The sequence below is a fragment of the Mesorhizobium sp. B2-8-9 genome (assembly GCF_006439475.1).
Lineage (GTDB): Bacteria > Pseudomonadota > Alphaproteobacteria > Rhizobiales > Rhizobiaceae > Mesorhizobium.
This window is the reverse complement of the sequence record NZ_VFTQ01000026.1, coordinates 18,724-44,418: the sequence shown is the minus strand read 5'-3', so window position 1 is coordinate 44,418 and position 25,695 is coordinate 18,724. Positions and strand designations below refer to the sequence as shown.

The window sequence follows — 25,695 nt, the reverse complement described above, 5'->3', positions numbered from 1 at the left end:
GGCAATTTCAGAATTAGATACACATTGTGTATGCAAAAATGCTAAACCGGTAACGAAAGGATTTGCCATGGCTACCAAAAATCAAGATACCCACGCCAAGCCCGTCAATCTGCGCATCCGCGAGGATGTCCGCATCCTGATCGACCGCGCCGCAAAGATCCGCGGGAAGACCCGATCCGACTTCATGATCGACGCTGCCTACCGCGCAGCCGAAGACACGCTGCTCGACCAGACGCTCGTCAAGGTCGATGCCGAGAGCTATCGGCACTATCTCGATATCCTCGACCAGCCGCCGAGCGGCGAGGGATTCGCCCGCCTGATGAATGCGCCCAAACCTTGGCGGGACTGATGCTTTCGGCGCCAGCCCTTTTAGCCGATGCGCACGAGCTCGACCTTTTTCAAAGCGGGACCGACAGCCTGGATCAGTGGCTTCGGCGGCGGGCGCGCGCCAATCAAGTCAGCGGGGCGTCCAGAACCTATGTGGTTGCGGAAGGTACGCACGTCGTCGGTTACTACTGCCTTTCATCGGGCGGACTTGACCTGGCGGATGCGCCCGGTTCGATCCGGCGCAATATGCCCGATCCCGTACCCATGGCTGTGCTTGGCCGTTTGGCGGTCGATGCGAACTGGCAAGGCAAGGGTCTGGGTGTTGCTCTGCTGCAGGACGCGGTGCTGCGGACGGGCCAAGCGGCAGCGATTCTCGGCATTCGCGGTCTCCTGGTTCATGCCATATCGGATGAAGCCAAGACGTTTTATGAGCGCTATGGCTTCCAGGCTTCCCCAAAAAATCCGATGACTTTGGTGCTGTCGCTGAAGACGGCTAGTTGAGCGCCGCCGTCGGCCGCAGCAAGCCGACCTTCGCACCTTTGCGGCTTTCGATTGCGGGATGGGCGAGTTCGGTAAGCCTTGCCGCAACCGCCTCATCGTCGCGGAGCAACTTCGCCAGTACTGCGGCGATCATCACTTCGGCCCCCCTGCCCGCGCCGTCATCGCATTTCAAGGCAATGCCGAGGCCAAGTTCGGGCAATGCCGCGCAATAGACGCCTTCGGCGCCGGTCTTGAAGAAGATGCGACCGGGTGCTGCCTGCATCAGCGCGACGTCGGCCCTGCCGGTGCCCGCGACCAGGAACGGCTCGGCCATGCAGGCAGAAAGCAGCCGCTTCGCCGCCTTGGCGCGCGCGGGCGCAAGGCCCCTGCCCGTCGCCATACGGGCAAAGCCCTGAGCAAAATTCTTCAACGGCACGGCGTAGGTCGGGATCGAGCAGCCGTCGATACCGCAATGGTCGACGTCATGCGCCGCGCCGGTCACGGACTGCATGGCGTCGCGCACCATCTCCTGCAGCGCATGGCCGGCTTTGACATAGCCGGCGTGGGAAATGCCGGCATGCACGCAGGTGCAGAGGAAACCGGAATGCTTGCCGGAGCAGTTGTTGTGCAAGGCGTTCGGCACGTTGCCGGCGCGAGCGAGCGCGATGGTGGCGTCGTGGCTCGAGGGCCAGTGCGCACCGCATTCCAGCGCCGTCCTGTCGAGGCCTGCCCTGGCGAGCATCGCGTTGGCCAATTCGACATGGGCCGGCTCGCCCGAATGCGAGGCGCAGGCCAGCGCCAGCTCGCGGTTGCCGAAGCCGTAGGCATCGGCGGCACCCGATTCGACCAGCGGCAATGCCTGGATTGCTTTCACCGCCGAGCGCGGGAACACCGGGCGGTCCGTATCGCCGATCTCCCAGACGGCCTTGCCGTCGGCGTCGAAGACGGAGACCGCGCCGCGGTGGGCGCTTTCGACCACCTCGCCGCGCGTGACTTCGACCAGAACCGGATTTGTCATGTTGCCTCCCGCACGCGCCGCCCTAAGGAGGGCGCGCTTTGATGCGGGCCGCTTCTACCTGATCCGGTCGAGGATGGAAACGTAGTTGGCGACCGCCGCGCCACCCATGTTGAAGATGCCGCCGAGTTTCGCGCCCGGCACCTGGATGCCGCCGGCTTCGCCGGTGAGCTGCATGGCTGTCAGCACATGCATCGAGACACCGGTAGCGCCGATCGGGTGGCCCTTGGCCTTCAGGCCGCCGGACGGGTTGACCGGCAGCCGACCGTCCTTTGCGGTCGTGCCATCCAGCGCCAGCCTGGCGCCCTCGCCTGGCTTGGCGAGCCCCATCGCTTCGTATTCGATCAGCTCGGCGATGGTGAAGCAGTCATGCGTCTCGACGAAGGAGAGGTCGTCGAGCGTCACGCCGGCCTTCTTCAGCGCCTGCTCCCAGGCGCGCTCGCAACCCTCGAAGGAGAGGATGTCGCGCTTCGACATCGGCAGGAAATCCTGGACATGTTCGTTGGCGCGGAAAGTCACGGCGCGGCGCATCTTCAGCGCCGTCGCCGTATCGGTGAGAACGAGCGCCGCGGCGCCGTCGGAGACCAGCGAGCAATCGGTGCGCTTCAGCGGACCGGCGACGAACGGGTTCTTCTCGCTTTCCTGGCGGCAGAACTCGTAACCGAAATCCTTGCGCATCTGGGCGTAGGGATTGTCGACGCCATTCTTGTGGTTCTTGGCGGCGATCATGGCAAGCGCGTCCGATTGGTCGCCATAGCGCTGGAAATAGGCCTGCGCGATCTTGCCGAAGACGCCGGCAAAGCCTGCCGGCGTGTCGCCATCTTCCGGCAGGTAGGAGGCCTTGAGCAGGTTCTTGCCGATCTCGGGTCCGGGCGTGGTCGTCATCTGCTCGGCGCCGACCACCAGCACGACACGGGCGGCGTTGGCGTCGATGGCGCGGATGCCTTGACGGACGGCGGCCGAGCCAGTGGCGCAGGCGTTCTCGACGCGCGTCGCCGGCTTGAAGCGCAGCCGGTCATCGGCCTGGAGCACGAGGCTCGCGGTGAAATCCTGCGGCGAGAAGCCGGCGTTGAAATGGCCAAGCACGATCTCGTCGACATCGTCCGGACCGATGCCGGCGTGGTCGAGCGCTTCGACGGCGACCTTGGTGATCAGGCCCTCCAGCGTCTCGCCTTCGAGCTTGCCAAAGCGCGAATGCGCCCAGCCGACGATGCATGCGGTCATGGCAGCCTCCATTTGCGCCGCAGCCTAGCACGATCGCGCGCGGCACGTGATTCAATATTGTTCAATAGTGAACCGTTTTCCAGCCCCAAGCGTGGGCCAGATCGAAATGAAAGGTTGATCCCACGTCGATTTTTTATTGATTGATCCGTCAATAAAAAATAATCTAACCGCAGAACCGGATTCCAAAATGCCGAAAATCGGAATGGAGCCAGTGCGCCGCAAGGCGCTGATCGACGCGACGATCTCGGCGATCGGCGAGCGCGGGTCGTTGGACGTGACGATGTCGGAGATCGCCGGCCGCGCCGGTGTCTCGTCGGCGCTGGCGCATCACTATTTCGGCGCCAAGGACGAACTGCTCTTCGCCACAATGCGGCACATCCTGGCCGAGCTCAACACCGACACAAGGCGCGCGTTCGGCCTTGCCGTGACGCCGCGCCAGCGCGTCTCGGCGGTCGTCGCCGTCAGCTTTTCCGACGAGCAGTTCCAGCCTCAGATCATCGCCGCCTGGCTCGCCTTCTATGTCGAGGCACAGAAATCGATGGAACTGCGGCGGCTGCTGCGCATCTATGCGCGGCGGCTCCATTCGAACCTGATGAGCGGGCTGACCGGCATCCTGCCTCGGACCGAAGCCGACCGCGTGGCGGAAGCGACCGCGGCACTGATAGACGGGCTCTACATCCGCCGCGCGCTGAAGGACGGCGTGCCCGACGCGCAGACCGCGATCGCGCTCGTGGAAGACTATCTCGAAACCAAGCTCAACGGACGGAGCCTGCCTTGACCACCCGGCGACCCAATTTCCTGATCGTCATGGTCGATCAGCTCAACGGCACGTTCTTTCCAGACGGCCCGGCGGACTTCCTGCATGCCCCGCACCTGAAGGCGCTTGCCGCGCGCTCGGCGCGCTTTGCCAACAATTACACTGCCTCGCCGCTCTGCGCGCCTGGCCGCGCTTCGTTCATGAGCGGGCAATTGCCGTCGCGAACCGGGGTCTATGACAACGCCGCCGAGTTCACGTCTTCCATTCCGACCTTCGCCCACCATCTGCGCGCCGCCGGCTATTATACCTGCCTGTCCGGCAAGATGCACTTCGTCGGGCCCGACCAGTTGCACGGTTTCGAGGAGCGGCTGACCACCGACATCTATCCCGCCGATTTCGGTTGGACGCCGGACTACCGCAAGCCCGGCGAGCGGATCGACTGGTGGTATCACAATCTGGGTTCGGTCACCGGTGCCGGCGTCGCCGAGATCACCAACCAAATGGAATATGACGACGAGGTCGTGTTCCTGGCCACGCAAAAGCTCTATCAGCTGTCGCGCGAGCAGGACGATGCGGGTCACCGCCCCTGGTGCCTTACCGTTTCGCTGTCGCATCCGCACGACCCCTATGTGGCGCGCAAGCAGTATTGGGATCTCTACGAGAACTGCCAGGCGCTCGATCCTGAAACCCCATTTATACCGCATGAGGAGCAGGATACGCATTCGCAACGGCTCTACCGGGCCAGCGACTATCAAGCCTTCGAGATCACGCCGGAACAGGTGCGCCGCTCGCGGCGCGGCTATTTCGCCAACATTTCCTATGTCGACGACAAGCTCGGCGAGATTCTGGACGTCCTCAAGCGTACCCGCATGCTCGACGACACCACTGTCCTGTTCTGCTCGGACCACGGCGACATGCTGGGCGAGCGCGGCCTGTGGTTCAAGATGAGCTTTTTCGAGGGATCTGCCCGCGTGCCGCTGATGATCTCCGGCAAGGGCGTTCCGGCCGGGCTGATCAAGGCACCGGTTTCCAATCTCGACGTGACGCCGACGCTCTGCGACCTCGCCGGCATTGACATCGCCGCGATCGAACCGTGGACCGACGGTCAGTCGCTGCTGCCGCTGCTCGACGGCAGGGCGCGAAGCGGGCCGGTGCTGATGGAGTATGCGGCCGAAGGCTCCTACGCGCCGCTGGTCGCGATGCGCGACGGCAAATACAAATTCGTCCATTGCGAGCTTGACGCGCCGCAACTGTTCGATCTCGATACCGATCCGCTCGAGCGTGACAACCTCGCCGAGGATCCGGCGAACGCAGCCCTGGTGGCGATGTTCATGGACAAGGTCAGGGCCCGCTGGGACATGGCTGCCTTCGACGCCGCCGTGCGCGAAAGCCAGGCGCGCCGCTGGGTTGTCTATCCGGCGTTGCGCAACGGCGCCTACTACCCGTGGGATTTCCAGCCGCTGCAGAAGGCGTCGGAACGCTACATGCGCAATCACATGAACCTCGACAATCTCGAAGAGAGCAAACGCTATCCGAGAGGCGAATAATGGCTGACGTTCTCGTTCCCACCCTCGGCCATCTGAAACAGGCCTATGCCATCACCTCGACGGCCACGCAGGTGACGCCGCTTCTGGAGTCGGCGGCGCTCGCAAAAGAGACAGGTGCAGCGCGGATCTTCGTCAAGCCGGAGTCGCTGCAATGGGCCGGCTCCTTCAAGGTGCGCGGCGCCTATTGGCGGTTGAACCGGCTTTCGCCGGATGAAGCGAAAAAGGGGGTCGTCGCCTATTCCTCCGGCAATTTCGCGCAGGGGCTGGCGGCGGCCGGCCAGGCGCTGGGCATTCCCGTCACCATTGTCATGCCGATCGACGCGCCCGCCGCCAAGCGCGACGCGACCGCCGGTTATGGCGCGCGCGTGGTGCTGACCGACCATGGCGAGCGGGCCCGCGAGGAAGTTGCGGCCGCAAAGGCGCGCGAGATCGCCGAGAGCGAGCACCTCACCTTGCTGCATCCCTTCGACGATCCTGAGATCGTCGCCGGCCAGGCCGGCGCGGGGCTTGAAGCGCTCGATCAGCTGGCAATGAAGAAGGCGCAGGCCGATCTGGTGTTCTGCTCGGTCGGCGGCGGCGGACTGATCGGCGGTGTTTCGCTGGCCTTCCACTATCTGTCGCCCAAGACCGAGATCATCGCCGTCGAGCCGGAAGGTTTCAACGGCATGGGCTCGTCGCTGGCGCATGGCGCGATCGAGACGATGCCGATCGGGCCGAAATCGATCTGCGACGGGCTGATGGCGCGCAAGCCCGGCGACGCGCCCTTCGCGGCGGTGAGCGCTGCCGGGGTGCGCGGTGTCACCGTCGACGACGCCTCGGTGCGGCGGGCGATGAAGATCGCGTTCGAGCGGATGAAGCTGGTGCTCGAACCTTCGGGCGCGGCATCGCTCGCGGCGCTGCTCGGCGGCAAGGTGGATGTGAAGGACAAGACCGTCCTTGTGGTTGCAACCGGCGGCAATGTCTCGCTCGCCGACTTTATGGCGCACATGAACAATGCTTGAAGCGGATTTCGTCATCATCGGCTCCGGCTCCGCCGGCTCGGCCATGGCCTACCGGCTGTCGGAAGACGGCAAGCACTCGGTGATCGTCATCGAGTTCGGCGGCACCGATATGGGGCCGCTGATCCAGATGCCGTCCGCGCTGTCGATCCCGCTCAATATGAGCCTTTACGACTGGGGTTTCGCCAGCGAGCCGGAGCCGCATCTCGGCGGGCGCGTGCTTGCCACCCCACGCGGCAAGGTGCTCGGCGGCTCGTCCTCGATCAACGGCATGGTCTATGTGCGCGGACATGCGCATGACTTCGACCACTGGGCCGAACAGGGCGCCGCAGGCTGGGCGTTCGCCGACGTGCTTCCCTATTTCAAGCGCATGGAGGATTGCGACGGCGGCGAGGACGGCTGGCGAGGCAAAGGCGGACCATTGCATGTGCAGCGCGGCACTCGGAAAAATCCGCTCTACGGCGCCTTCGTTGAGGCGGGCCGCCAGGCCGGTTTCGAGCTCACCGACGACTATAACGGCTCCAAGCAGGAAGGTTTCGGGCCGATGGAACAGACCATTCTGGGCGGCCGCCGGTGGTCGGCGGCGAACGCCTATCTCAAGCCGGCTCTCAGACGCGGAAATGTCAGGCTGCTCAAGGGTTTCGCCCGGCGCGTGGTAATCGAGAATCAACGCGCGATCGGCGTCGAGATCGAAGCTAACAAAAAGATTCAGGTCGTTAAGGCGCGGCGTGAGGTGATCGTCGCGGCGTCGTCGATCAATTCGCCGAAGATCCTGATGCTGTCAGGCATCGGCCCGGGTGCGCATCTCCAGGAAAACGGCATCCAGGTGGTTGCCGACCGGCCGGGCGTCGGCGCCAATCTGCAGGACCATCTGGAGCTTTATATCCAGCAGGAATCGACCAAGCCGATCACGCTGAATTCGGTGCTCAATCCCTTCTCCAAGGCGCTGATCGGCGCGCAATGGCTGTTCTTCAAGACCGGCCTTGGCGCCACCAATCATTTCGAGGCGGCAGCCTTCGTGCGTTCGCAGGCCGGCATCGACTATCCCGATATCCAGTACCACTTCATCCCGGCGGCCGTGCGCTATGACGGCAAGTCGGCGGCGAAGTCGCACGGCTTCCAGGCGCATGTCGGCCCGATGCGCTCGAAATCCCGCGGCTCGGTGAGCTTGCGCTCTCCCGATCCGAAGGCCAAGCCGGTGATCCGCTTCAACTATATGTCGCATCCGGACGACTGGAGCGAGTTCCGCCACTGCATCCGGCTTACGCGCGAGATTTTCGGCCAGAAAGCCTTCGATGGCTTTCGCGGCAAAGAGATTTCACCGGGCAGCCATGTGCAGTCGGACGACGAGCTCGACGCCTTCATCCGCGACCATGCCGAGAGCGCCTACCATCCTTGCGGCACCTGCAGGATGGGCCGCGCCGACGATCCGACCAGTGTCGTCGATCCGGAATGCCGGGTGATCGGCGTCGAGGGGCTGCGCGTCGCCGACTCCTCGATCTTCCCGCGGGTGACCAACGGCAACCTCAACGCGCCCTCGATCATGACCGGCGAAAAGGCGTCCGACCACATCCTTGGCCGAACGCCGCTGGCGCGATCCAACCAGGAACCGTGGATCAATCCGCGCTGGCAGGTGGCGGACCGATAGGGCATTGTCGGGCAGACCGCCCGATCGGCCAACAGTTCTGGAGAAAGCCATGCGCGCCCAACCGACGGCATCGCACTACGTCAACGGCCGCTACATCGAGGACGAAGGCGGTGCGCCGCTGCCGGTGATCTATCCGGCGACGGGCGAGACCATCGCCAGGCTGCATTCGGCAACGCCGAATGTATTGGAGCTGGCGATCGAAGCCGCCCGGGCCGCGCAGCCGGCCTGGGCACGGTTGAAGCCTGTCGAACGCGGCCGCATCCTGCGCCGCGCAGCCGATATTCTGCGCGCACGCAATGCCGATCTGGCCCGGATAGAGACGCTGGACACCGGCAAGGCGATCCAGGAAACGCTGGTGGCCGACGCCCCTTCGGCAGCCGACTGCCTGGAATATTTCGCCGGAGCGATCGCCGCCTTCAATGGCGAGATGATCGATCTCGGCGGGCCCTTCGCCTACACGCGACGCGAGCCGCTCGGCGTTTGCATCGGCATCGGCGCCTGGAACTATCCCATCCAGATCGCCGGCTGGAAGTCGGCGCCGGCTTTGGCCATGGGCAATGCCATGGTGTTCAAGCCGTCGGAGAACACGCCGCTTTCGGCTCTGGCGCTGGCCGAAATATACAGCGAAGCGGGGCTGCCCGACGGATTGTTCAACGTCGTGCAGGGTTACGGCGATGTCGGCGCAGGTCTCGTCGGCCATGATGTCGTGGCAAAAGTTTCGGTGACCGGCTCGGTGCCGACCGGCCGCAAGGTGCTGTCGCTTGCCGGCTCGAAGATGAAGCACGCGACGATGGAGCTCGGCGGCAAGTCGCCGCTGATCATCTTCGACGACGCCGATCTCGAGAACGCCATCGGCGGCGCCATGCTCGGCAACTTTTATTCCACCGGCCAGATCTGCTCGAACGGCACGCGCGTCTTCGTGCAGAAGGGCCTGCACGACCGCTTCGTCGAGCGGCTTGTCGAGCGCACCAAGAAAATCCGCATCGGCGACCCGCTCGATCCGGAAACGCAGATGGGTCCGCTGGTTAGCAAGGCGCAGCAGGACAAGGTCGTGTCCTATATCGAAGCCGGCAAGCAGGATGGCGCCAGCCTAGCCTGCGGTGGCAATTTGCCGTCGCTGCAGGGTTTCGAAGGCGGTTTTTTCGTCGAGCCGACGGTGTTCACCAATGTCGCCGACACCATGCGGATCGCGCGCGAGGAGATTTTCGGACCGGTGATGAGCGTGCTCAAATTCGACAGCGAGGACGAGGTGATCGAGCGCGCCAACGATACCGAATTCGGGCTGGCGGCGGGCGTGTTCACGCGCGACCTGCCGCGCGCGCATCGCGTCATCGCCGAGCTGCAGGCCGGCACGTGCTGGATCAACGCCTACAATCTCACGCCGGTGGAAATGCCTTTCGGCGGCGTCAAGCAGTCCGGCATCGGCCGCGAGAATTCGCTGGCCGCGCTGGCGCATTATTCGCAGCTCAAGGCGGTTTATGTCGAGACGGGGGACGTGGCAGCGCCCTACTGAATAGTTACGGTCGCACATTCTTAGGGAGGGCTACGATGATCTTCTTGATCACTCCCTCGTCCACGTCAAGGTCCGAAATCAAGACGACCACATTTGATCTGAGCCTGCTCGTGACTGCCCCACCGAACCGGAACAGTCCGCTCCTGACATACACTGGTCGGGTAAGTTTCAGATGAGCGGCCAACGAAGCCCTACTGGATATAAAGCTTACGCGCTGGACGTTGCTCCAAGGCATCGGGCCATCCAGCTGCCGCCTATCCCATAGGGTTTCTTTCGTGAGAATGAGCGATGGACGTGAACTCGCCGCGTCCATTGCCGCCCTTGCTAGCATTCCCGCGAACAGTGCGCCGACAAGAAGACAGCCGAGGATCCCAGCAAGCCACCCTAGCCGGTCGAGTGAATTTCCTGCTTCCCAGTTTTGGACCGCAGTGGAGTAGAAGCTCACTGAAGAAGATAGTGCCCACCCCGAGGCTATACCGAAGATGGGCAAGTACCAAGGAAAGCGGCTGCGGGCTTCTATTGGGAGTTTAATCCTTGTCGGCGGAATGCCCTGGGTCTTCCAAAGGGTTGTATCGCCCGGAAGGTCTACAAAGTCGCCGGCGTCCGCCTCTTCCAACCTTTCACCCCTTCTCCGTCGTTCCGTCCAGATACTGCGTCAGCGCACAGACTAGGTGGTAGAAGATGCTGGCCGGCACGTCGGTCGCCAGCGAGCGGCCGCGCTCGTCGATGCGGTCGATCCACAGGCCGAGCGGCGCCGGATCTATGTGCCAGCGGAACAGGCGGCCGACGCGCGCTTCGATTTCGGGCTTGAGGTCCGGCCCGCCCGAGCCGTCGAGCGCGATTGCCGCTTTGATCGCCTCGGCCTGCGGCCAGCTTCGCGAGACCGTGTCGAGCGGCAGTCCCTGGCGCGAGACGGCGCCATAGGCGAGGCCGGTGGCGCGGTTGAGGCCGTTGGCAACGGCCGAGGCATAGAGCTTGCGCGCGAAAGCGGTGAGTTCGCCCTGGCCGCTGCGAGCGGCGAAATCGACCAGCAGCGAGGCCCATTCGAAGTGATGGCCAGGCTCGGTCCAGCTCCGCTTCTCGCCCGCCGCCGGCTTCCAGCCGTCGTCGAAATATTCACCCAGTGTCCAGCTTTCGGCATCGAAGAAATGGCTGCGGAAAAGATCGATGATGCGTGCCGCGCGGCGCAGATAGGCGCGCTCGCCCGTCGCCTTGTGCCAGGCGAGGAAGGCCTCGAGCAGATGCATGTGCGGATTGGAGCGCCGTTCCTCCGCGCCGTCGGAGGTTTCCAGAAAGCCGGTCAGGCGGGCATCCTCCAGATGCGCGTCGAGGAAGGCGAATGTCTCCTCTGCAAGCCGCAACGCGTCGGGATGGCCCGACATATGGGCATGCGCCAGCGCCAGAAGCACGCAGGAATGGTCGTAGGCATCCTCGACCGGATCGGCGACCGAGCCGTCGATGTTGAGCGTGCGCACCCAGCCGCCGCGATCGGTGCGGCCCTGCCCCGCCATGAAGTCGATGCCGTGCGCGATCAGCCGGTCGGCCGGGCCGTCCCAGCCGCGCTCCTTGGCGACCGCGAAAGCATAGACCTGACGCGCCTGGGTGCGCATGCGCTTGGATTTCATCAGCGGCGCGGCGTCGAAGCCCAGCGCCTCGTGGAAGCCGCCATGGCGTTCGTCGACGCCGAGCGTCGACCATAGCGGCAGCGTCTCCTCGAACAGCCAGTGGCGCACGCGGCGCCGCCAGGCGCCGCTCTCGATGACGCGGTCATGCGCCGGCGTGAACCTTGTTTCGAGCCGGCCGGATTTCTCCAGTTGCTCGACGATCTTCTTGACGTGCTGGCTGTGGCTGACCGGCGCGACGAATGTGGCATCGGCCGTGGAGACGATCGCCACGTCCTTCATGCCGATGGCCGACAGCAGCCGACCCTCGCTGCGGATATAGGAGTTCTCGCAATCGATGGCGACGACGTCTCCAACGATGACGTTGCCGCCCTTGTCGGACGGGCCGACATCGAGCAGCGACTGCCAGGAGCCGAGATCGTTCCAGCGGAAGCCGGCGGGCACCATGGCGATATCTTTCGCCTGCTCCATGATGGCGTAGTCGATCGAGGTCGACGGGATCGCGGAATAAAGGTCCAGCGGCATATAGAGGCCGGACAGATCGCTGGTCGCAGCCTCGTAGGCGGCCTCCGTCGCCTGCCAGATTTTCGGTTCATGGGCCGCGAAGGCGTCGCGCATTGCGCCGGCGCGAAACAGGAAGATGCCGGTGTTCCAGTAGAAGCTGCCGGCGTCGACATAGGCCTGCGCGGTGGCGAGATCCGGCTTCTCGACGAAGCGCGAGACGGCGAAGACGCCGTCCTGGCCTGCCCCGACCTCGATATAGCCGTAGCCGGTCTCGGGCTGTGTCGGTTTCAGGCCGAACACCACGAGCCGGCCGGCATTTGCCGCGGCAGCGCCCGCCTCGATGCTTTGCCAGAACTGGCCAGGCGTCGATATCTCGTGATCCGACGGCACCACCAGAACCAATTCGTCGCCATATTCGGAGAGCGTGCGCAGGCTGGCCAGCGCCACGGCCGCGGCCGTGTTGCGGCCCGTCGGCTCGAACAGTGGTCCGCCACCGGCAAGATCGATGCCGGCAAGGTCGGCATGGACGCGGTCGGCGTGACGCTCTGAGGCGATCAAGAAAATCGGCGTCTCGCCTTGCGTGCGCGCCGCCAGCCGGCGCACGGTCTTGGCCAGCATCGAGCCATCGCCGGAGAAGTCGTGGAACTGCTTGGGGTTGTCCTCGCGCGATAGCGGCCACAGCCGCGACCCGACGCCACCGCTCATGACGAAACTGACGATGCGCTGGCTCATGAACGACCCTGTCAAAAGTCCGGCTCCCATGGGTCGGACTTACGACAAAAGCCTTTAAGCCCACCTTTACTCGACAGCCAAATCCTATGCCACTCGGGCAAGCTCCGCGAAAGAAAGGAAATGCGACAGAAGGACTGCCATTGCCGCTTGCAGGATCGGAACGTGGCAGCTATAAGCCCGCGGTCTGGTCACGGAGTGTAGCGCAGTCTGGTAGCGCACCTCGTTCGGGACGAGGGGGTCGCAGGTTCAAATCCTGCCACTCCGACCAGAAAAAACAAGCACTTGGCCTTTCCCGAAATCGCCATCCGTCTGAAATCCGGACTGCCGTCAATCGTCGCCGTAGCTCTCCGGCAGATGGCGCCGGAGTTCCATCGCGTCGTGGAGAACGCGGCCAATTCCGATGACCTCAAGCGTCATCCGGTAGAGCAGGAAATGGCGTGGTCGCAGAACAATGCCGTGTTCGGTCCATGCTCGATCCCGACTATAGCGCAAGTGATAGCTGCGGATATTGCTTCCCAGGTCCGCGTGGGCGATGCTGCCCACCCGTTCGGGATCGGCAGCAATGTCGCGCAGCGCCGTAATCAGCAACCCTTCGTAACGGACACGCGCGATCTCGCCGAAATTGACTTCCGTGTAGGCGAGTTTTGAACGATGTCTTCCTTCGCGGCTGCTGAAAGCCGGTACAGGACCATGGCGTTACAAGCCTGGTTTTTTCGCGCGTAAGCTTGCCTGCCGCCCCAGGCCATTCATAAATTTTTCGAGACTGTCTCCAGCAATATCCTCGAAACGGCCTTGCTCGATGTCGTGGAAACCGATGCTGGCTGCCTCCCTGAGCGCGGCCAGCTTTGCCGACTCCCTCGCCTCGCGCTGCTCGATCAGCCGCAAGCCGTCACGCAATACCTCGCTGGCGTTCTGATAACGCCCGGTTTTCACCAGCCGATCGATCACCTCTTCGAGGTGTTCCGTCAGGACAACATTGCGGGTCGGCATCGCGGTATCAGCTCCAATTCAACAGGCATGATCTAGGGGGATAGCATATTATGCCAATACCGTCGCTCGAACGATGTGTGATCTTCGAAAACAGAATCGTGCGACAACGCTCGACAACGGTTTCTCACTTTGGCCTAATGGCAACCCGCCATGCTCCTGGATGCGCGGGACCGCAGGACGGCGAACCAGGGTTGAGAGTATGAAGTTCACGCCGACGGCCATTCTACCGACAATTGCGGTCCTCTTGTTCGCGGCGGGCTGCTCATCGACCACCGCGTCGATCAGCCCGGCGAACTACGACAAAATGAACTGCCCCGAGCTCAACAATGCGGTCGGCGACACCGCGACCGATATTTCACGCACCGCAATCGCTCGCGGCAAGGTCGCCAACACCAGCGTGCCGACATGGCTGCTCGGCGGCGAGCGCGTGAAGACGGCGATCGCCAATCGCGAAACCGCCCGGATCGAACGGCTGCAGCAACAGCAGCAGGTGATCGTCGCGACGCGGAACCGGAGGTGCCCGTCCTCGCCGTGAGGCGAGCGAGGTCAAGCTTGCCCCGGCTTCAAGCGCTCATGCGGAACCGTGCCGTATCGATCGCGGCGTTCATCAGCGTCTGGGTGTAGGCTTCGCGCGGATTGTCGAAGATTTCTTGCGTCGGCCCTTCCTCGACAATCTTTCCCTGCTTCATGACGATGATGTAGTCGGCCATGGCGCGGACCACCGCGAGGTCGTGGCTGATGAAGAGGTAGGACAGCTCATGGTCGGCCTGCAGCTTGCGCAAAAGCTCGACGATCTGCTTCTGCACGGAACGGTCGAGCGCCGAGGTCGGCTCGTCGAGCACCACCACTTTCGGCTTCAGGATCATGGCGCGGGCAATGGCGATGCGCTGGCGCTGACCGCCGGAGAATTCATGCGGGTAGCGGTTGCGCGCATTGGGGTCGAGGCCGACCTCGCGCAGCGCCTCGACGGCGCGCTGGTCGCGCTGCTTGCCGGTCAATGAGGGCTCGTGCACCAAAAGGCCCTCGGTGATCACCTGGCCGACGGTCATGCGCGGCGACAACGAGCCGAACGGATCCTGGAACACGAGTTGCAATTCGCGCCTGAGCGGCCGCATCGCCTGGCGGTCCGCGTCCGAAATGTCGCGGTCGCCAAAGCGGATCACGCCGTCGCTGGGCAAGAGCCTGAGCAACGCGCGGCCCAGCGTCGACTTGCCTGAACCGGACTCGCCGACGATGCCGATCGTCTGGTTGCGCTTCAGCCGGATCGAGATCCTGTCCACCGCGCGCAGCATCAGCGGCTCGCCGCCAAGGAAGCCGCCGCCGATCTTGAAGACGACTTCGACATTGCGGCCTTCGAGCAGCACCGGCGCACTGGCGGGCGGCGCCACCTTGGTGCCCGTCGGCTCGGCCGCGAGCAGCATCTTGGTGTAGGCATGCTGCGGATTGGCGAAGAGCGCTTCCGCATCGCCCTCCTCCACCACCTCGCCCAGGCGCATGACATAGACGCGGTCGGCGAAACGGCGCACGATGCCGAGGTCGTGGGTGATGAAGACGATGGCCATGCCGAGCTTGCGCTGCAGTTCGGCCAGCAGCATCAGAATCTGCGCCTGGATGGTGACGTCGAGCGCCGTCGTCGGTTCGTCGGCGATGAGGATGTCTGGATCGTTGGCCAAGGCCATGGCGATCATGACGCGCTGGCGCTGGCCGCCCGACATCTCGTGCGGATAGGATTTCATCCGCCTTTCGGGATCGGGAATGTGCACCAGCCTGAGCAATTTCAGCGCCTCTTCCCGCGCCGCGGCCGCGTTCAGCCCGCGGTGTCGGCTGATCGGTTCCATCAGCTGGTTGCCGATGGTGTAGAGCGGATCGAGCGAGGTCATCGGCTCCTGGAAGATCATGCTGATCTTGCGGCCGCGCACCTGGTTCAGCTCGCTCTTTGACATCGTCAGGAGATTGCGGCCACGGTAGTCGACCTGGCCGGTCGCCTCGCCATTGGAGGAAAGCAGGCTCATCGCCGCCATCATCGTCTGGCTCTTGCCGGAACCGGATTCGCCGACGACGGCGACCGTCTCGCCGGCGTTGACCTTGATGTTGATGCCCTTCACGGCCTCGACCGTGCCGTCGAGGGTCTGGAAGCGGACGCGCAGGTCCTTGACGCTGAGGATCGTTTCGGAACCAGTCATCTCAGCGGTCCTTGGGATCGAGCGCGTCGCGCAGGCCGTCGCCGACGAAATTCAGGGCGAACAGCGTCGAGACGAGGAAAAAGGCCGGGAACAAAAGCAGCCAGTTGGCGTAGCCGATGTTCTTGGCGCCGACCGAGATCAGCACGCCCCAGCTGGTCATCGGCTCCTGCACGCCTAGACCGAGGAAGGACAGGAAGCTCTCCAGGATGATGACCTGCGGCACCAAGAGCGTCATGTAGATGACCACCGGGCCAAGCAGGTTGGGGATGACATGGCGCAACAGGATGCCGCGCTGGCCGACGCCCATGGCCTCCGCCGCCTGGACATATTCCTGCCTGCGGATCGACAACGCCTGGCCGCGCACGATGCGCGCCATGTCGAGCCACAACACAGCGCCGACGGCCAGGAACATCAGCACGAAGTTGCGGCCGAAAAACACCACCAGCATGATGACGAAGAAGATGAACGGCAGCGAATAGAGCACGTCGACAATGCGCATCATCACCTCGTCGACCTTGCCGCCGGAGAAGCCCGCGGTCGCGCCGTAGATGACGCCGATGACGCCGGCGACCACGCCGGCGAGCAGGCCGATGGCCAAAGAGATGCGTCCGGCCATCAGCGTGCGCGAAAGCAGGTCGCGGCCGGTGTTGTCGGTGCCGAAGAAGAAATATTGCTGCTTCACGGCCGAGCTCATCGTCACCTCGAGGCCGTCGGGCGACTTGTTCTCGATCCTGGTGTCGTCGAAGGCGTCGGAGCGGTCGAGATAGCGGATGTTGCGGTCATCGATCGGCTTGGTCGAGGTGACGGTAACGATGACGCGATCGCCGTCCTGATGCCATTCCTTGATGTCGGCGCGCATGCGCTTGATGGCGTCGCCCAGCGCACCCTGGATCATGTCGGGTTTCGGATAGGCCGAAAAGCTCGGCGGCATGCGCACATAGTCGCCATAGATTGTGGTGTATGCATGCGGCACGACCCACGGACCGCAAATGCTGATGACGGCGATGAAGGCCAGGTAGTAGAGGCTGAGCATCGCGGCGCGGTTGCGTTTGAGCCGGGCCCAGGCATTGCCCCAGAGCGAGCGGCCGACGATCGGCTCGGGCACGGCGACGGCGAGGTCAGTCATAGCGCACCCTCGGATCGACGACCGCATAGAGCAGGTCGACGATCAGGTTGAAGACGATGGTGAAGAGCGCGATCACCACCACGGTTCCCATGACAAGCGTGTAGTCCCGGTTGAGGGCGGCATCGACGAAGTAGCGGCCGACCCCGGGGATGGAGAAGATGGTTTCGACGATGATCGAGCCAGTCAACAGCGCCGCCGCGGCCGGACCAGTGAAGGAGACGATCGGCAGCACGGCGCCGCGCAGCGCGTGCTTGACCACCACCGACCAGTCGGACAGGCCGAGCGCGCGGGCGGTGCGGATATGGTGCGAACGCAGGCTCTCGATCATGGAGCCGCGCATCAGTCGGGCGACGATTGCGATCTGCGGCAAGGCCAGCGTCAGCACCGGACCGACCTTGTTGATCAAGGCGCCGTCGCCCCAGCCGCCGATCGGCAACAGCTTCCAGGACAACCCGAAGACGAGCTGGATCACCGGCGCGGTGACGAAGGTGGGGATGGTGCTGCCGGCGGTGGCCAAGGCGATCACCGAATAGTCGCCTATTTTGTTCTGGTTGAGCGCGGCGATGGTGCCGAGGATCGAGCCCAACAGCAGCGCCAGCACCAGTGCCGAGCTACCGATCTGTACCGAGATCGGCAGGCCCTTGGCGAAGAGTTCGGTGACGGTGAAATCGGGCAAATTGTAGCTCGGGCCGAAACTGCCGCGCAAAAGATTGCCGAGATAGTGGACATATTGCAGCCAGAGCGGATCGTTGAGGCCGAACTGGGCTTCGAGATTGGCCCTGATCTCGGGGCTCAGGCCCCGCTCCTGGTTGAACGGGCCGCCTGGCGCGACGCGGATCAGGAAAAACGCCACCGTCACGATGACGAACAGCGTCGGGATGGCGGTCAACAGCCGCCGGAAGACATAACGCAGCATCGGCGCCCCGCTTCAGCCAGGGCGACAGGCTCTCCAGTCGAAGATCCGTGGCGCGCCGGCATCTCTGATCTTCGCACCGGGCAGCCCGAAAATCCAATCCGACTTTCGGCCCGGCACGACGACAGACCGCGACCGCCGCTCCCAAAAAGAGAGCGGCGGCACGGCCAAGGTTTCTTGTCAGTCCTTGGAGATGAAGCGGGACGGATGGATGTCCATCACATTGTCGTCGAAGCCATGCAGCTTCGAGGAAACGATGTCGTGGTAGCTGTAGTAGAGAAGCGGGATCTCGCCGACGTCGTCGACGAGGATGCGCTCGGCTGCGGCGAGGTCCTTCATGCGCTCCTCGGGCTTGCCGCCTGCGGCAGCCGCCTTGTCCATGGCGGCTTCATAGGCAGGACTGTTGTAGTTCGAGTAGTTGTTGCCGCTCGCCTTGCGCGAGATGCCGAGGAAGGTCTCGGGATCCTTGTAGTCGGCGATCCAGGCGGCTCGGGCGACGTCGTAGTTGCCCTTCTGCTCGAGGAAGCTGTAATGGGTCTTGGTGTCGGTGTTGAGCAGCGTCACCTCGACGCCGAGCGGCTTCAGCTGTTCCTGGATGGCCACCGCCGTGTTCTTATGGTTTTCCGAGGTGTTGTAGCGGATCTCCATCTTCAACGGATGCTCGGGTGTATAGCCTAGCTTTTCCAGGATCTTCTTGGCCGCATCCTCGCGGTCGATCTGCGGCATGTCGGCATATTTGGCCAGTGCCGGCGTGTAGCCCTCGATGCCCGGGGGCACCATCGAATATCCAGGCAGCATCGAGTTCTGCCAGACCTTCTCGGCGAGGAAGTCGCGGTCGATCGCCATCGAGATAGCGTTGCGCAACTCGACATTGTCCCAAGGCGCCTTGTCGGTCTTGACCGCGTAATAATAAGTGCCGAGATACGGCCCGACACGGACCTGATCGCCGAATTTCGTTTTGAGATCGGCGAGCTGCTCGGTCGGCAGATCGCCATAGCTGTCGAGCTCGCCTGCCTCGAAACGCTTCATCGCCGACGAGCGATCCTCGGTCGGGATGTAGTTGACCACGTCGAGCTTGACGCTCGCGGCGTCCCAGAATTTCGGGTTCTTGACCAATTTCATATGGTCGTTGGGAATCCACTCCGCCAGCGTATAGGCGCCATTGGAGACCAGCTTGCCCGGCTTGATCCAGTCGGCGCCGAGCTTGTCCATGGAAGCTTTGTTGACCGGATAGGTCGCCTGGTGGGTCAGCATCTCCAGGAAGTAGGGCGTCGGAGCCTTCAGCGTGACTTCAAGCGTGTTGGCGTCGATCGCCTTCACGCCCATATCCTCGGCCTTGCCTTTCTTGGTATTGAAGTCCTCGGCGCCCTTCACCGGATAGAGCATCGAGGCGTATTCTGCAGCGGTCGCCGGATCTTCCAGTCGATGGAACGAATAGACGAAGTCGTCCGCCGTCACCGGGGTGCCGTCCGACCAGAGGCCGTCCTTGCGCAGCTTGAAGGTGTAGACGGTGCCGTCATCCGACACCGTCCAGCTTTCGGCGGCGCCCGGTATGAGATTCGTCTTCTGGTCGTGCATGACGAGGCCCTGGAACAGGTCGCGTATGATATCGGCTTCGTAGACAGTCGACGTCTTGTGCGGATCGACCGTCTCCGCCTCGGCGGCGGCGCCGCGGTTGTAGACGGTTTCGGCGAAGGCAGGCGTATAGAATGTGCCGCTGGCCAAGGCCAATGTGGTGGCGAACACCGTCGCCTTCAGCATGTCTTTCAGCATGAAGTTTCTCCCTGTCGGCGCAGCCCCTCAGCCGCGCCTTCTTAAGTTTTGACACCTCGGAACCGTTGAAACGACCCCGTTTCAGGCGTGCCGCCGGTTCCTTCCGGCGGCTGGTGGCAGGAGACTAGACAGAGCGAAATCTTATTTCAACCATTGCCTGCTTGACGCAAAGTGAGCGCCATAACGCTAAAACAGCGAAACCTAAAGCTTAGAGCTTGCTTTCAACTTGGCACACCTGCCGGTTGTTCCAGCTGTTTTCTGTTTTTGCAGGCGGCCTTTGGCATTCTCCGCGCCATGCTGAAGAACCGAAAATTGCTTGTTCCGTGGTCTCGTTTCCGGGCTGACGCCACGGGCACGTCGGCAATCGAATTTGCCATGCTGGCGCCGGTCTTCATCCTGCTTCTGCTCGGCATGGTTGCATATGGGATTTATTTCGGCGCCAGCCATTCGGTGCAGCAGATCGCCGCCGACGCGGCGCGCACCGCGATTGCCGGCCTCAACCAGACCGAGCGGCAGGCGCTGGTTACCGATTTCATCACTCACGATGTCTCGGGCTATCCGTTCGTCGAGGCCAACAAGCTGACCGTCAACGCGCAGGACAGCGCCCTCGACGGCAGCCAATTCGTCGTCTCGGTCACCTACGATGCGCGCAACCTGCCGATCTGGAACCTGTTCCGGACGCTGCCGCTGCCGGGCACGACGATCCAACGTCAATCGACGATCCGCGTCGGAGGCATATGATGCCCATCAAGGGGGGGCTGGAGCGGCTTATCGTTTCCCGAAAAGGCCAGACCGCTCAATCTGTTTTCAGTGACGCAATTCCGGACGGAAGGCTACGGCGAGGTCGCCGAACTCAACCGCCTCGCATTTTTCCTGGAATTGCTTTCATGGCGGCGACGCGACGGCTGCTCGCCGACCGGAGCGCGAATTTCGCCGTCATGACCGCGCTGTGCACGCCGGTGGCGCTGGCGCTGACCGCCTTCGCGATCGACGAAGGTTCCCTTTACAACGAGCGCCGCGCCGCGCAGTCGATCGTCGACCTTGCCGCCATCACCGCGGCCTCGAACATCACCAACGCCCAGCAGGCGGTGCTGACCGCGCTCAGCGACAACGGCATCACCTCGGTCGCCGTGCAGCAACAAGGCGCGACCGTGGCGCCGACCGCCAGCAAGGCCGTCGTCCAGGTCGTGCCGGGGCGCTACACGGGCGTCAGCACCATTGCCGCCGGCAGCCGGTTCGAGGCGGGCAAGCTGCCCTACAATGCGGTCCAGGTGACGCTCAAGAAGCAGGGTACGCTTTATTTCGCCGGCTCGATCATGGCGCCGCCCACTCTCGGCACGACCGCTATCGCCAGCGCGCAGCCGCAAGCGGCTTTTTCGGTCGGCTCACGGCTCGCCAGCCTCAATGGCGGCGTTCTCAACGCGCTTCTCGGCGGCCTTCTCGGCGGCAACATCTCGCTCAGCGTGATGGACTACAATTCACTGGTGTCGGCCGATGTCGACGTTCTTTCGTTCACCGATGCGCTGGCGACGCAACTGCATCTGACCGGCGTCTCCTACAACGACGTGCTTGCTTCCAAAGCAACGATCGGCCAGATCGCCACGGCAATGGCCAATGTGCCGGGGCTCGACCGCACAGCCAAACTCGCTCTGCAGACCATGGCCTCCAGCGCCACCAATACGGTCAGGATTCCGCTCAGCACCCTCATCGATCTCGGCTCCGTCGGCGATCTCGGCATCGGGCAAAAGCCGGCCGGCCTTAACGTGACAGCCAGCGCGCTCAGCATGTTCACCGCGGCTGCCGCTCTGGCCAATGGCACGAATCAGGTCGCGGTCAATCTCGGCGCCACCATACCGGGCCTGGCATCGACGACGCTTGCGATCGCCATCGGCGAGCCGATGCAGAACTCGGCCTGGCTGGCAGTGGGAGAAGCCGGCACCGTGGTGCGCACGGCGCAGACCCGCATCAAGCTCAACGCCAGCGTGACACTCGGCAATTCCAATCTCGGCGGCGGCACCAGTCTTGTCGCCGTCCACCTGCCGCTCAACGTCGAAGTGGCCTATGCCGAAGCGAAGCTGACCGACATCACTTGCCCGACCGGTCCCTCCAGCATCAAGGTTTCGATCGCCGCGCAGCCGGGCGTGGTCTCAGCCCATCTCGCCAACAGCAATGCCAGCGGCTTCGCGGATTTCACCAAGCCGCAGTCCTTCTCCGACGCCGATATCGCGGACCTGAAGCTGTTGCTCGTCCCGCTGCTGCAGGTGACAGGCTCGTCGGCCTTCTCGGTCACCAACATGACGCCGACCAACCTGACCTACAACGCCACCGACATCGCAAACAAGGCGATCAAGACGGTGTCGACGAAGAACCTGACGCAGTCGCTGACGACATCGCTGGCCAACAACCTGTCGCTCTCGGTCAACGCGCTGGGGCTCGGCCTCGACGTGACCGCCCTGCTCGGCACAGTGAAGCCGGCGGTGACGACGCTGCTCAACGGCGTGACCGCGCCGGTGGACGACCTCGTCTACAACGTGCTTGGAGCCCTGGGCGTCCATGTCGGCGAGGCCGATGTGCGCGTGACCGGCGCGACCTGCGGGCGTTCTGTGCTGGTGCAGTAGCCCAGTCAGCCAATCCTGCCGACGAAACTGCCCAGAGGCGGCAGCGCCAGCACGCTGTCCTCGACAACACCTGTAAGAACGCCGGCGGCGTCAACGTCAAATGCCGCTATCTCGGCCTCGCCGATCTCGGTGGGCAGCGCCCAGCCTGTTGCCTCGGTCGAGAAATTGAAAACGCAAAGCAGCTTTTCGCCGTCGCGCTCACGGAGGAAAGCAAGCACATCGCCCTCGGCCTCGAGAAAGCGGATCGAGCCTTGGATCAGTGCCGGATGGCTCTTGCGCAAGGCAAGGATCGAGCGATAGGCGGCAAGCACCGACCGTTCCTCGCCATTCTGGACGTCGGCCGCCCGGGCGCGATGCGCCTGCGGCACCGGCAGCCAGGGCTTGGCCGTGGAGAAGCCGGCATTGTCCGCCTCCGCCTGCCAGACCATCGGGGTGCGGCAACCGTCCCTGCCCTTCACGCCCGGCCAGAAGCGGATGCCGACGGGATCGCGCAGATCCTCATAGGCTAGCTCCGCCTCCTCGAGGCCGAGTTCCTCGCCCTGATAGAGGCAGATCGAACCGCGCAGGCAGGCAAGCAGCACGATCGAGAACTTCGCCACCGCGTCCGGGCTCTCGCCTGGCCGCGTCCAGCGGCTGACATGGCGCACGACGTCATGGTTGGAAAAGGCCCAGCAGACCCAGCCGTCCGGGGCGGTCGTCTCGAACGCCTCCACGCAGCCGCGCACATGGGCGGCAGAAAATTGCGGACTGAGCAAGTCGAAGGTGTAGCACATCTGCAATTTGTCGCCGCCCGATACGTAGGCGGCGAGCGTCTGCAAGGAGCGCTCCTCGTCACCCACCTCGCCGACCGCGGCGCGGTCTGGATATTCGTCGAGCAGCGCGCGGAAACGTTTCAAGAAGTCGAGGTTTTCGGGCCGCGTCTTGTCGAAAAGATGCTCCTGGAAGGCGTAGGTGCTGGTGGCGCCATTGGTGCCGGCGACGCTCGCGGCCAAGGGCGGGTTGTCGCGCAGCCAGCGGTCGTGGACATAGTAGTTGACGGTGTCCAGCCGGAAGCCGTCGACGCCGCGCTCCAGCCAGAAGCGCACGGTGTCCAAAAGCGCGTCCTGAACGTCCGGATTGTGGAAGTTCAGATCCGGCTGAGCGGCGAGGAAATTGTGCATGTAGTATTGCCGGCGGGTGGCGTCCCATTCCCAGGCCGGCCCGCCGAACAGCGATTGCCAGTTGTTGGGCGCGCTGCCATCCGGCCTGGCGTCAGCCCAGACGTACCAGTTCGCCTTGGCATTGTCGCGGCTGGCGCGGCTCTCGACGAACCATTCATGCTTGTCGGAAGAATGCGAGATCACCTGGTCGATGATGAGTTTCAGGCCGAGCCGGTGAGCCTCGGCGACCAGCGCGTCGAAATCTTCCAATGTGCCGAACATCGGATCGACGTCGCGATAGTCGGATACATCGTAGCCCATGTCGGCCATCGGCGACTTGAAGAAGGGCGAGAGCCAGACGGCATCGACGCCGAGCGACGCGACATGGGCGAGCCGCGCGGTGATGCCCTTGAGGTCGCCGCTGCCGTCGCCGGTCGTGTCCTGGAAGGAGCGCGGATAGACCTGATAGATGACGCAGCCGCGCCACCATTCGCTCCCTTGCCCGGAATTTTCGGCAGCCATCACAAGCCCTTCCCGTTGCGCGATTGAGCGGCGCGCCGCTCGATCATGAAATTGACGCTGCGGCCGGGCAGCGGCCGCGCAAGATCGACCGGCTGCGCCTCGATCGCCGGGCGCCACTCGTAGCCGTCCCGGACCGGCAAGGTGAAGACGCATTGGCGGCGGTCGCCATTGACCATGACGGCAAGGCGACTGCCTCCGCTATCGCCGAGCATCATGACAAGGCGATGTCGATCGCGATCGTTCCACTCCGTCTCGCCGAGCGGCGCGCCCGTCTCCGTCAGCCACTCGGCATCCGGAATGGCCGAAGCATCAGCCGGCTTTCCGGTCAGGAAATGCGTGTCCGACAGCGCGGGAAAGGCACGACGCATCGCAGAGAGCGATGAGGCATATCGCTCCAACGCCTGATCGCGGCCGGCCCAGTCGAGCCAGGTAATGGCATTGTCCTGCGCATAGGCGTTGTTGTTGCCTTTTTGCGTGCGGCCGAACTCGTCGCCGGCGGTCAGCATGATGGTTCCGCGCGAGGCGAAAAGTGTCGCCAGCAGCGCGCGCTGGTCGTCGAAGCGCGCCTTGGCAATCGCCGCGTCGTCCGTCTCGCCCTCGGCGCCGTTGTTCCATGACAAATTGTCGTTGTGGCCGTCGTGATTGTGCTCGCCGTTGGCGTCGTTGTGCTTGCGCTCATAGGCGACGATGTCGGCCAGCGTCATGCCGTCATGTGCAGCGATGAAATTGACCGCACGGCTCGCCGGTTGGCCTTCCCTGCCGAAGACATCGGAGGAACCTGCAAGCCTTGTGGCCAAGACGCCTACCGCGTCGGCATCGCCGCGCCAGAAGCGCCTGACATCATCGCGATAACGATCGTTCCATTCCAGATATGGCGGCCGGAAATTTCCGAGCTGGTAGCCGCTCGGACCGATATCCCAAGGCTCGGCGATCAGCACGCGGTCGCAGAGCACGGGATCGCCGGCAATGGCCCGAAGCAGCGGCGCTTCCGGATCGAAGGCGCCGTCGACGCGGCCGAGCACCGGCGCCAGATCGAAGCGGAAGCCGTCGACGCCGGCGAAACGGACGAAGTGACGGAGCGTGTCGAGCACCATCTCGCGCACAACCGGATGGTCGCAGGCGACGGTGTTGCCGGTGCCGGTGTCGTTGACCAGCCTGCCGTCCGGCTGGTGCCGGTAGTAGCCTATCGCATCCAGTCCGCGCAGCGACAAAGTCGGCCCGAGCCGGTCGCTTTCGCCGGTGTGGTTGAAGACGAGGTCGAGGATGGTGCCGATGCCGGCCTTGCGCAGCACGGCGGCGGTGTCGCGCAGTTCCTTGAAACCGCCGGGCGCGAGGCGCGGATCGAGCGCCATGAAGGTGACGGGATTGTAGCCCCAGGCGTTGCTCAGCCCCAATGGCGGCAGATGCCGCTCGTCGATCGACGCAGTGACCGGCATCAATTCGACGGCCGACACACCGAGACGCTTCAGGTGCTCGACGACAGCCGGATGGGCGAGCGCCGCGATGGTGCCGCGCTGGGTTTCCGGCACGTCCGGATGCAGCTTGGTGAAGGAGCGGACATTGAGCTCGTAGATCAGCCCGCCAGGCCGGAACAGCGGCGGCTGAGGCGGCACCGGTTTGGGCAGCGAACGCGCGATCGCCTTCGGCATCAGCGGAGCGGTGTCGGCGCCTTCGTTGCGTTTGGCGGCAAGCCGCCAATGATATTGGTATGGACGATCGACCTCGACGGCATAGGGGTCGGCGAGAAGCTTGTTCGGATCGAACCACAGGCCGCGCTCCGGAGCATAGTCGCCGTCGGCGCGGAAGCCGTAACGCGCGCCGTCACCAAGGCCGGAGACAAGGAGCGCGTGCACGCCCCCGCCTTCGGGGTTGAGCTCCAGCCGGTCGGTTTCAAGCGCGCCGGTGTCGTCGAAGATCGAGACCCAAAGACGTCTCGCGGATGACGACCAGGCGGCGAAGCGGATGCCCTCGGGGGTGATGGTGGCGCCGAGGGTCATGCGAGCGCCTCCCCTTCTCCTCTTGTGGGAGAAGGTGGATCGGCGCGCAGCGCCGAGACGGATGAGG

22 protein-coding genes and 1 tRNA gene are annotated in these 25,695 nt (G+C 63.8%); 12 read left to right on the top strand and 11 right to left on the bottom strand.

Going from position 1 to position 25,695, the window contains the following annotated elements; genetic code table 11:
• The first annotated feature begins 67 nt into the window (after positions 1-67).
• A complete protein-coding gene (locus FJ423_RS25335) occupies positions 68-349 on the top strand; it encodes a DUF1778 domain-containing protein (protein ID WP_140845735.1) in 282 nt (93 codons plus the stop codon).
• Positions 349-828 (top strand): GNAT family N-acetyltransferase, encoded by a 480-nt coding sequence (locus tag FJ423_RS25330; protein ID WP_140845734.1) that lies wholly within the window; start codon positions 349-351, stop codon positions 826-828. The genes FJ423_RS25335 and FJ423_RS25330 overlap by 1 nt, the downstream gene beginning before the upstream one ends.
• Here the strand turns inward: FJ423_RS25330 and FJ423_RS25325 are convergent.
• Together FJ423_RS25325 and FJ423_RS25320 are read right to left on the bottom strand one after the other, a co-directional pair.
• Positions 821-1,825 (bottom strand): asparaginase, encoded by a 1,005-nt coding sequence (locus FJ423_RS25325; protein WP_140845733.1) that lies wholly within the window; start codon positions 1,823-1,825, stop codon positions 821-823. The genes FJ423_RS25330 and FJ423_RS25325 overlap by 8 nt on opposite strands.
• Before the next feature lie 54 nt (positions 1,826-1,879).
• Positions 1,880-3,046 carry an acetyl-CoA acetyltransferase gene (locus FJ423_RS25320; RefSeq protein ID WP_140845732.1) on the bottom strand — a complete coding sequence of 389 codons (1,167 nt, stop codon included), beginning with the start codon at positions 3,044-3,046 and terminating at the stop codon, positions 1,880-1,882.
• 187 nt (positions 3,047-3,233) lie between these two features.
• Here FJ423_RS25320 and betI point away from each other — a divergent pair, with 187 nt between their 5' ends.
• From betI to betB, 5 genes are read left to right on the top strand one after another with little or no spacing between them, the layout of a single operon-like run.
• Complete coding sequence (gene betI, locus FJ423_RS25315; RefSeq protein ID WP_140845731.1) at positions 3,234-3,824, top strand: transcriptional regulator BetI; 591 nt, start codon at positions 3,234-3,236, stop codon at positions 3,822-3,824.
• On the top strand, positions 3,821-5,350 hold the full coding sequence (gene betC, locus FJ423_RS25310) for a choline-sulfatase (RefSeq protein ID WP_140845730.1): 1,530 nt from the start codon (positions 3,821-3,823) through the stop codon (positions 5,348-5,350). Before betI ends, betC begins: the two co-directional genes overlap by 4 nt.
• The gene (locus FJ423_RS25305) at positions 5,350-6,351 is read left to right on the top strand and encodes a threonine/serine dehydratase (protein WP_140845729.1); all 1,002 of its coding nucleotides are present in this window, start codon (positions 5,350-5,352) and stop codon (positions 6,349-6,351) included. The genes betC and FJ423_RS25305 overlap by 1 nt, the downstream gene beginning before the upstream one ends.
• Positions 6,344-7,996, top strand: a complete 1,653-nt coding sequence (gene betA / locus FJ423_RS25300) for a choline dehydrogenase (RefSeq protein WP_140845728.1) — start codon at positions 6,344-6,346, stop codon at positions 7,994-7,996. Before FJ423_RS25305 ends, betA begins: the two co-directional genes overlap by 8 nt.
• A gap of 49 nt (positions 7,997-8,045) precedes the next feature.
• The gene (gene betB / locus FJ423_RS25295) at positions 8,046-9,509 is read left to right on the top strand and encodes a betaine-aldehyde dehydrogenase (RefSeq protein WP_140845727.1); all 1,464 of its coding nucleotides are present in this window, start codon (positions 8,046-8,048) and stop codon (positions 9,507-9,509) included.
• Between the two features lie 4 nt (positions 9,510-9,513).
• Here betB and FJ423_RS25290 read toward each other — a convergent pair whose 3' ends face one another.
• Positions 9,514-10,125, bottom strand: coding sequence for a hypothetical protein (locus FJ423_RS25290; RefSeq protein WP_140845726.1), 612 nt, complete (start codon positions 10,123-10,125; stop codon positions 9,514-9,516).
• A gap of 4 nt (positions 10,126-10,129) precedes the next feature.
• Positions 10,130-12,367, bottom strand: a complete 2,238-nt coding sequence (locus tag FJ423_RS25285; RefSeq protein ID WP_140845725.1) for an AGE family epimerase/isomerase — start codon at positions 12,365-12,367, stop codon at positions 10,130-10,132.
• A 191-nt stretch (positions 12,368-12,558) separates the two neighbouring features.
• On the opposite strand from FJ423_RS25285, the gene FJ423_RS25280 reads away from it, so the two are divergent.
• Both FJ423_RS25280 and FJ423_RS33700 read left to right on the top strand, forming a co-directional pair.
• Positions 12,559-12,635: transfer RNA gene (locus FJ423_RS25280), tRNA-Pro, on the top strand.
• Between the two features lie 14 nt (positions 12,636-12,649).
• Positions 12,650-13,015: a hypothetical protein gene (locus FJ423_RS33700; protein WP_181174895.1), complete on the top strand. Its 366-nt coding sequence runs from the start codon at positions 12,650-12,652 to the stop codon at positions 13,013-13,015.
• A 48-nt stretch (positions 13,016-13,063) separates the two neighbouring features.
• Here the strand turns inward: FJ423_RS33700 and FJ423_RS25270 are convergent, their stop codons facing one another.
• Positions 13,064-13,357, bottom strand: coding sequence for a type II toxin-antitoxin system ParD family antitoxin (locus tag FJ423_RS25270; protein ID WP_140845724.1), 294 nt, complete (start codon positions 13,355-13,357; stop codon positions 13,064-13,066).
• Between the two features lie 244 nt (positions 13,358-13,601).
• Between FJ423_RS25270 and FJ423_RS25265 the strand changes: the two genes are divergently transcribed.
• Positions 13,602-13,892 (top strand): hypothetical protein, encoded by a 291-nt coding sequence (locus tag FJ423_RS25265; protein ID WP_318012091.1) that lies wholly within the window; start codon positions 13,602-13,604, stop codon positions 13,890-13,892.
• A gap of 28 nt (positions 13,893-13,920) precedes the next feature.
• Here the strand turns inward: FJ423_RS25265 and FJ423_RS25260 are convergent, their stop codons facing one another.
• The 4 genes from FJ423_RS25260 to FJ423_RS25245 form a co-directional block, all read right to left on the bottom strand.
• Entirely contained in the window at positions 13,921-15,540 is a 1,620-nt protein-coding gene (locus FJ423_RS25260; RefSeq protein WP_140845722.1) for an ABC transporter ATP-binding protein, read from the bottom strand.
• Position 15,541: 1 nt separating this feature from the next.
• Complete coding sequence (locus tag FJ423_RS25255) at positions 15,542-16,666, bottom strand: ABC transporter permease subunit (RefSeq protein WP_140845721.1); 1,125 nt, start codon at positions 16,664-16,666, stop codon at positions 15,542-15,544.
• Positions 16,659-17,582, bottom strand: coding sequence for an ABC transporter permease subunit (locus tag FJ423_RS25250; protein ID WP_095766839.1), 924 nt, complete (start codon positions 17,580-17,582; stop codon positions 16,659-16,661). Before FJ423_RS25250 ends, FJ423_RS25255 begins: the two co-directional genes overlap by 8 nt.
• A gap of 177 nt (positions 17,583-17,759) precedes the next feature.
• Positions 17,760-19,352: a peptide ABC transporter substrate-binding protein gene (locus FJ423_RS25245; protein ID WP_140845720.1), complete on the bottom strand. Its 1,593-nt coding sequence runs from the start codon at positions 19,350-19,352 to the stop codon at positions 17,760-17,762.
• Positions 19,353-19,727: 375 nt separating this feature from the next.
• Between FJ423_RS25245 and FJ423_RS25240 the strand changes: the two genes are divergently transcribed.
• Positions 19,728-20,093, top strand: coding sequence for a TadE/TadG family type IV pilus assembly protein (locus FJ423_RS25240; protein ID WP_246680294.1), 366 nt, complete (start codon positions 19,728-19,730; stop codon positions 20,091-20,093).
• A gap of 146 nt (positions 20,094-20,239) precedes the next feature.
• On the top strand, positions 20,240-21,970 hold the full coding sequence (locus FJ423_RS25235) for a TadG family pilus assembly protein (RefSeq protein ID WP_140845718.1): 1,731 nt from the start codon (positions 20,240-20,242) through the stop codon (positions 21,968-21,970).
• 5 nt (positions 21,971-21,975) lie between these two features.
• Here FJ423_RS25235 and FJ423_RS25230 read toward each other — a convergent pair whose 3' ends face one another.
• Both FJ423_RS25230 and glgX read right to left on the bottom strand, forming a co-directional pair.
• Positions 21,976-23,631, bottom strand: a complete 1,656-nt coding sequence (locus tag FJ423_RS25230; protein ID WP_140845717.1) for an alpha-glucosidase family protein — start codon at positions 23,629-23,631, stop codon at positions 21,976-21,978.
• Positions 23,631-25,628: a glycogen debranching protein GlgX gene (gene glgX / locus FJ423_RS25225; RefSeq protein ID WP_140845716.1), complete on the bottom strand. Its 1,998-nt coding sequence runs from the start codon at positions 25,626-25,628 to the stop codon at positions 23,631-23,633. Before glgX ends, FJ423_RS25230 begins: the two co-directional genes overlap by 1 nt.
• Between the last annotated feature and the right edge of the window lie 67 nt (positions 25,629-25,695).

What these genes read in the sequence shown, in the direction of transcription:
- FJ423_RS25270 (WP_140845724.1), bottom strand. Translation starts at nt 13,357, where the DNA reads ATGCCGACCCGCAATGTTGTCCTGACGGAACACCTCGAAGAGGTGATC.
- FJ423_RS25240 (WP_246680294.1), top strand. Translation starts at nt 19,728, where the DNA reads ATGCTGGCGCCGGTCTTCATCCTGCTTCTGCTCGGCATGGTTGCATAT.
- glgX (WP_140845716.1), bottom strand. Translation starts at nt 25,628, where the DNA reads ATGACCCTCGGCGCCACCATCACCCCCGAGGGCATCCGCTTCGCCGCC.
- FJ423_RS25335 (WP_140845735.1), top strand. Translation starts at nt 68, where the DNA reads ATGGCTACCAAAAATCAAGATACCCACGCCAAGCCCGTCAATCTGCGC.
- FJ423_RS25260 (WP_140845722.1), bottom strand. Translation starts at nt 15,540, where the DNA reads ATGACTGGTTCCGAAACGATCCTCAGCGTCAAGGACCTGCGCGTCCGC.
- FJ423_RS25230 (WP_140845717.1), bottom strand. Translation starts at nt 23,631, where the DNA reads ATGGCTGCCGAAAATTCCGGGCAAGGGAGCGAATGGTGGCGCGGCTGC.
- FJ423_RS25235 (WP_140845718.1), top strand. Translation starts at nt 20,240, where the DNA reads ATGGCGGCGACGCGACGGCTGCTCGCCGACCGGAGCGCGAATTTCGCC.
- FJ423_RS25250 (WP_095766839.1), bottom strand. Translation starts at nt 17,582, where the DNA reads ATGCTGCGTTATGTCTTCCGGCGGCTGTTGACCGCCATCCCGACGCTG.
- FJ423_RS25330 (WP_140845734.1), top strand. Translation starts at nt 349, where the DNA reads ATGCTTTCGGCGCCAGCCCTTTTAGCCGATGCGCACGAGCTCGACCTT.
- FJ423_RS25255 (WP_140845721.1), bottom strand. Translation starts at nt 16,666, where the DNA reads ATGACTGACCTCGCCGTCGCCGTGCCCGAGCCGATCGTCGGCCGCTCG.
- FJ423_RS25305 (WP_140845729.1), top strand. Translation starts at nt 5,350, where the DNA reads ATGGCTGACGTTCTCGTTCCCACCCTCGGCCATCTGAAACAGGCCTAT.
- betB (WP_140845727.1), top strand. Translation starts at nt 8,046, where the DNA reads ATGCGCGCCCAACCGACGGCATCGCACTACGTCAACGGCCGCTACATC.
- FJ423_RS25285 (WP_140845725.1), bottom strand. Translation starts at nt 12,367, where the DNA reads ATGAGCCAGCGCATCGTCAGTTTCGTCATGAGCGGTGGCGTCGGGTCG.
- FJ423_RS25245 (WP_140845720.1), bottom strand. Translation starts at nt 19,352, where the DNA reads ATGCTGAAAGACATGCTGAAGGCGACGGTGTTCGCCACCACATTGGCC.
- FJ423_RS25320 (WP_140845732.1), bottom strand. Translation starts at nt 3,046, where the DNA reads ATGACCGCATGCATCGTCGGCTGGGCGCATTCGCGCTTTGGCAAGCTC.
- betI (WP_140845731.1), top strand. Translation starts at nt 3,234, where the DNA reads ATGCCGAAAATCGGAATGGAGCCAGTGCGCCGCAAGGCGCTGATCGAC.
- FJ423_RS25325 (WP_140845733.1), bottom strand. Translation starts at nt 1,825, where the DNA reads ATGACAAATCCGGTTCTGGTCGAAGTCACGCGCGGCGAGGTGGTCGAA.
- betA (WP_140845728.1), top strand. Translation starts at nt 6,344, where the DNA reads ATGCTTGAAGCGGATTTCGTCATCATCGGCTCCGGCTCCGCCGGCTCG.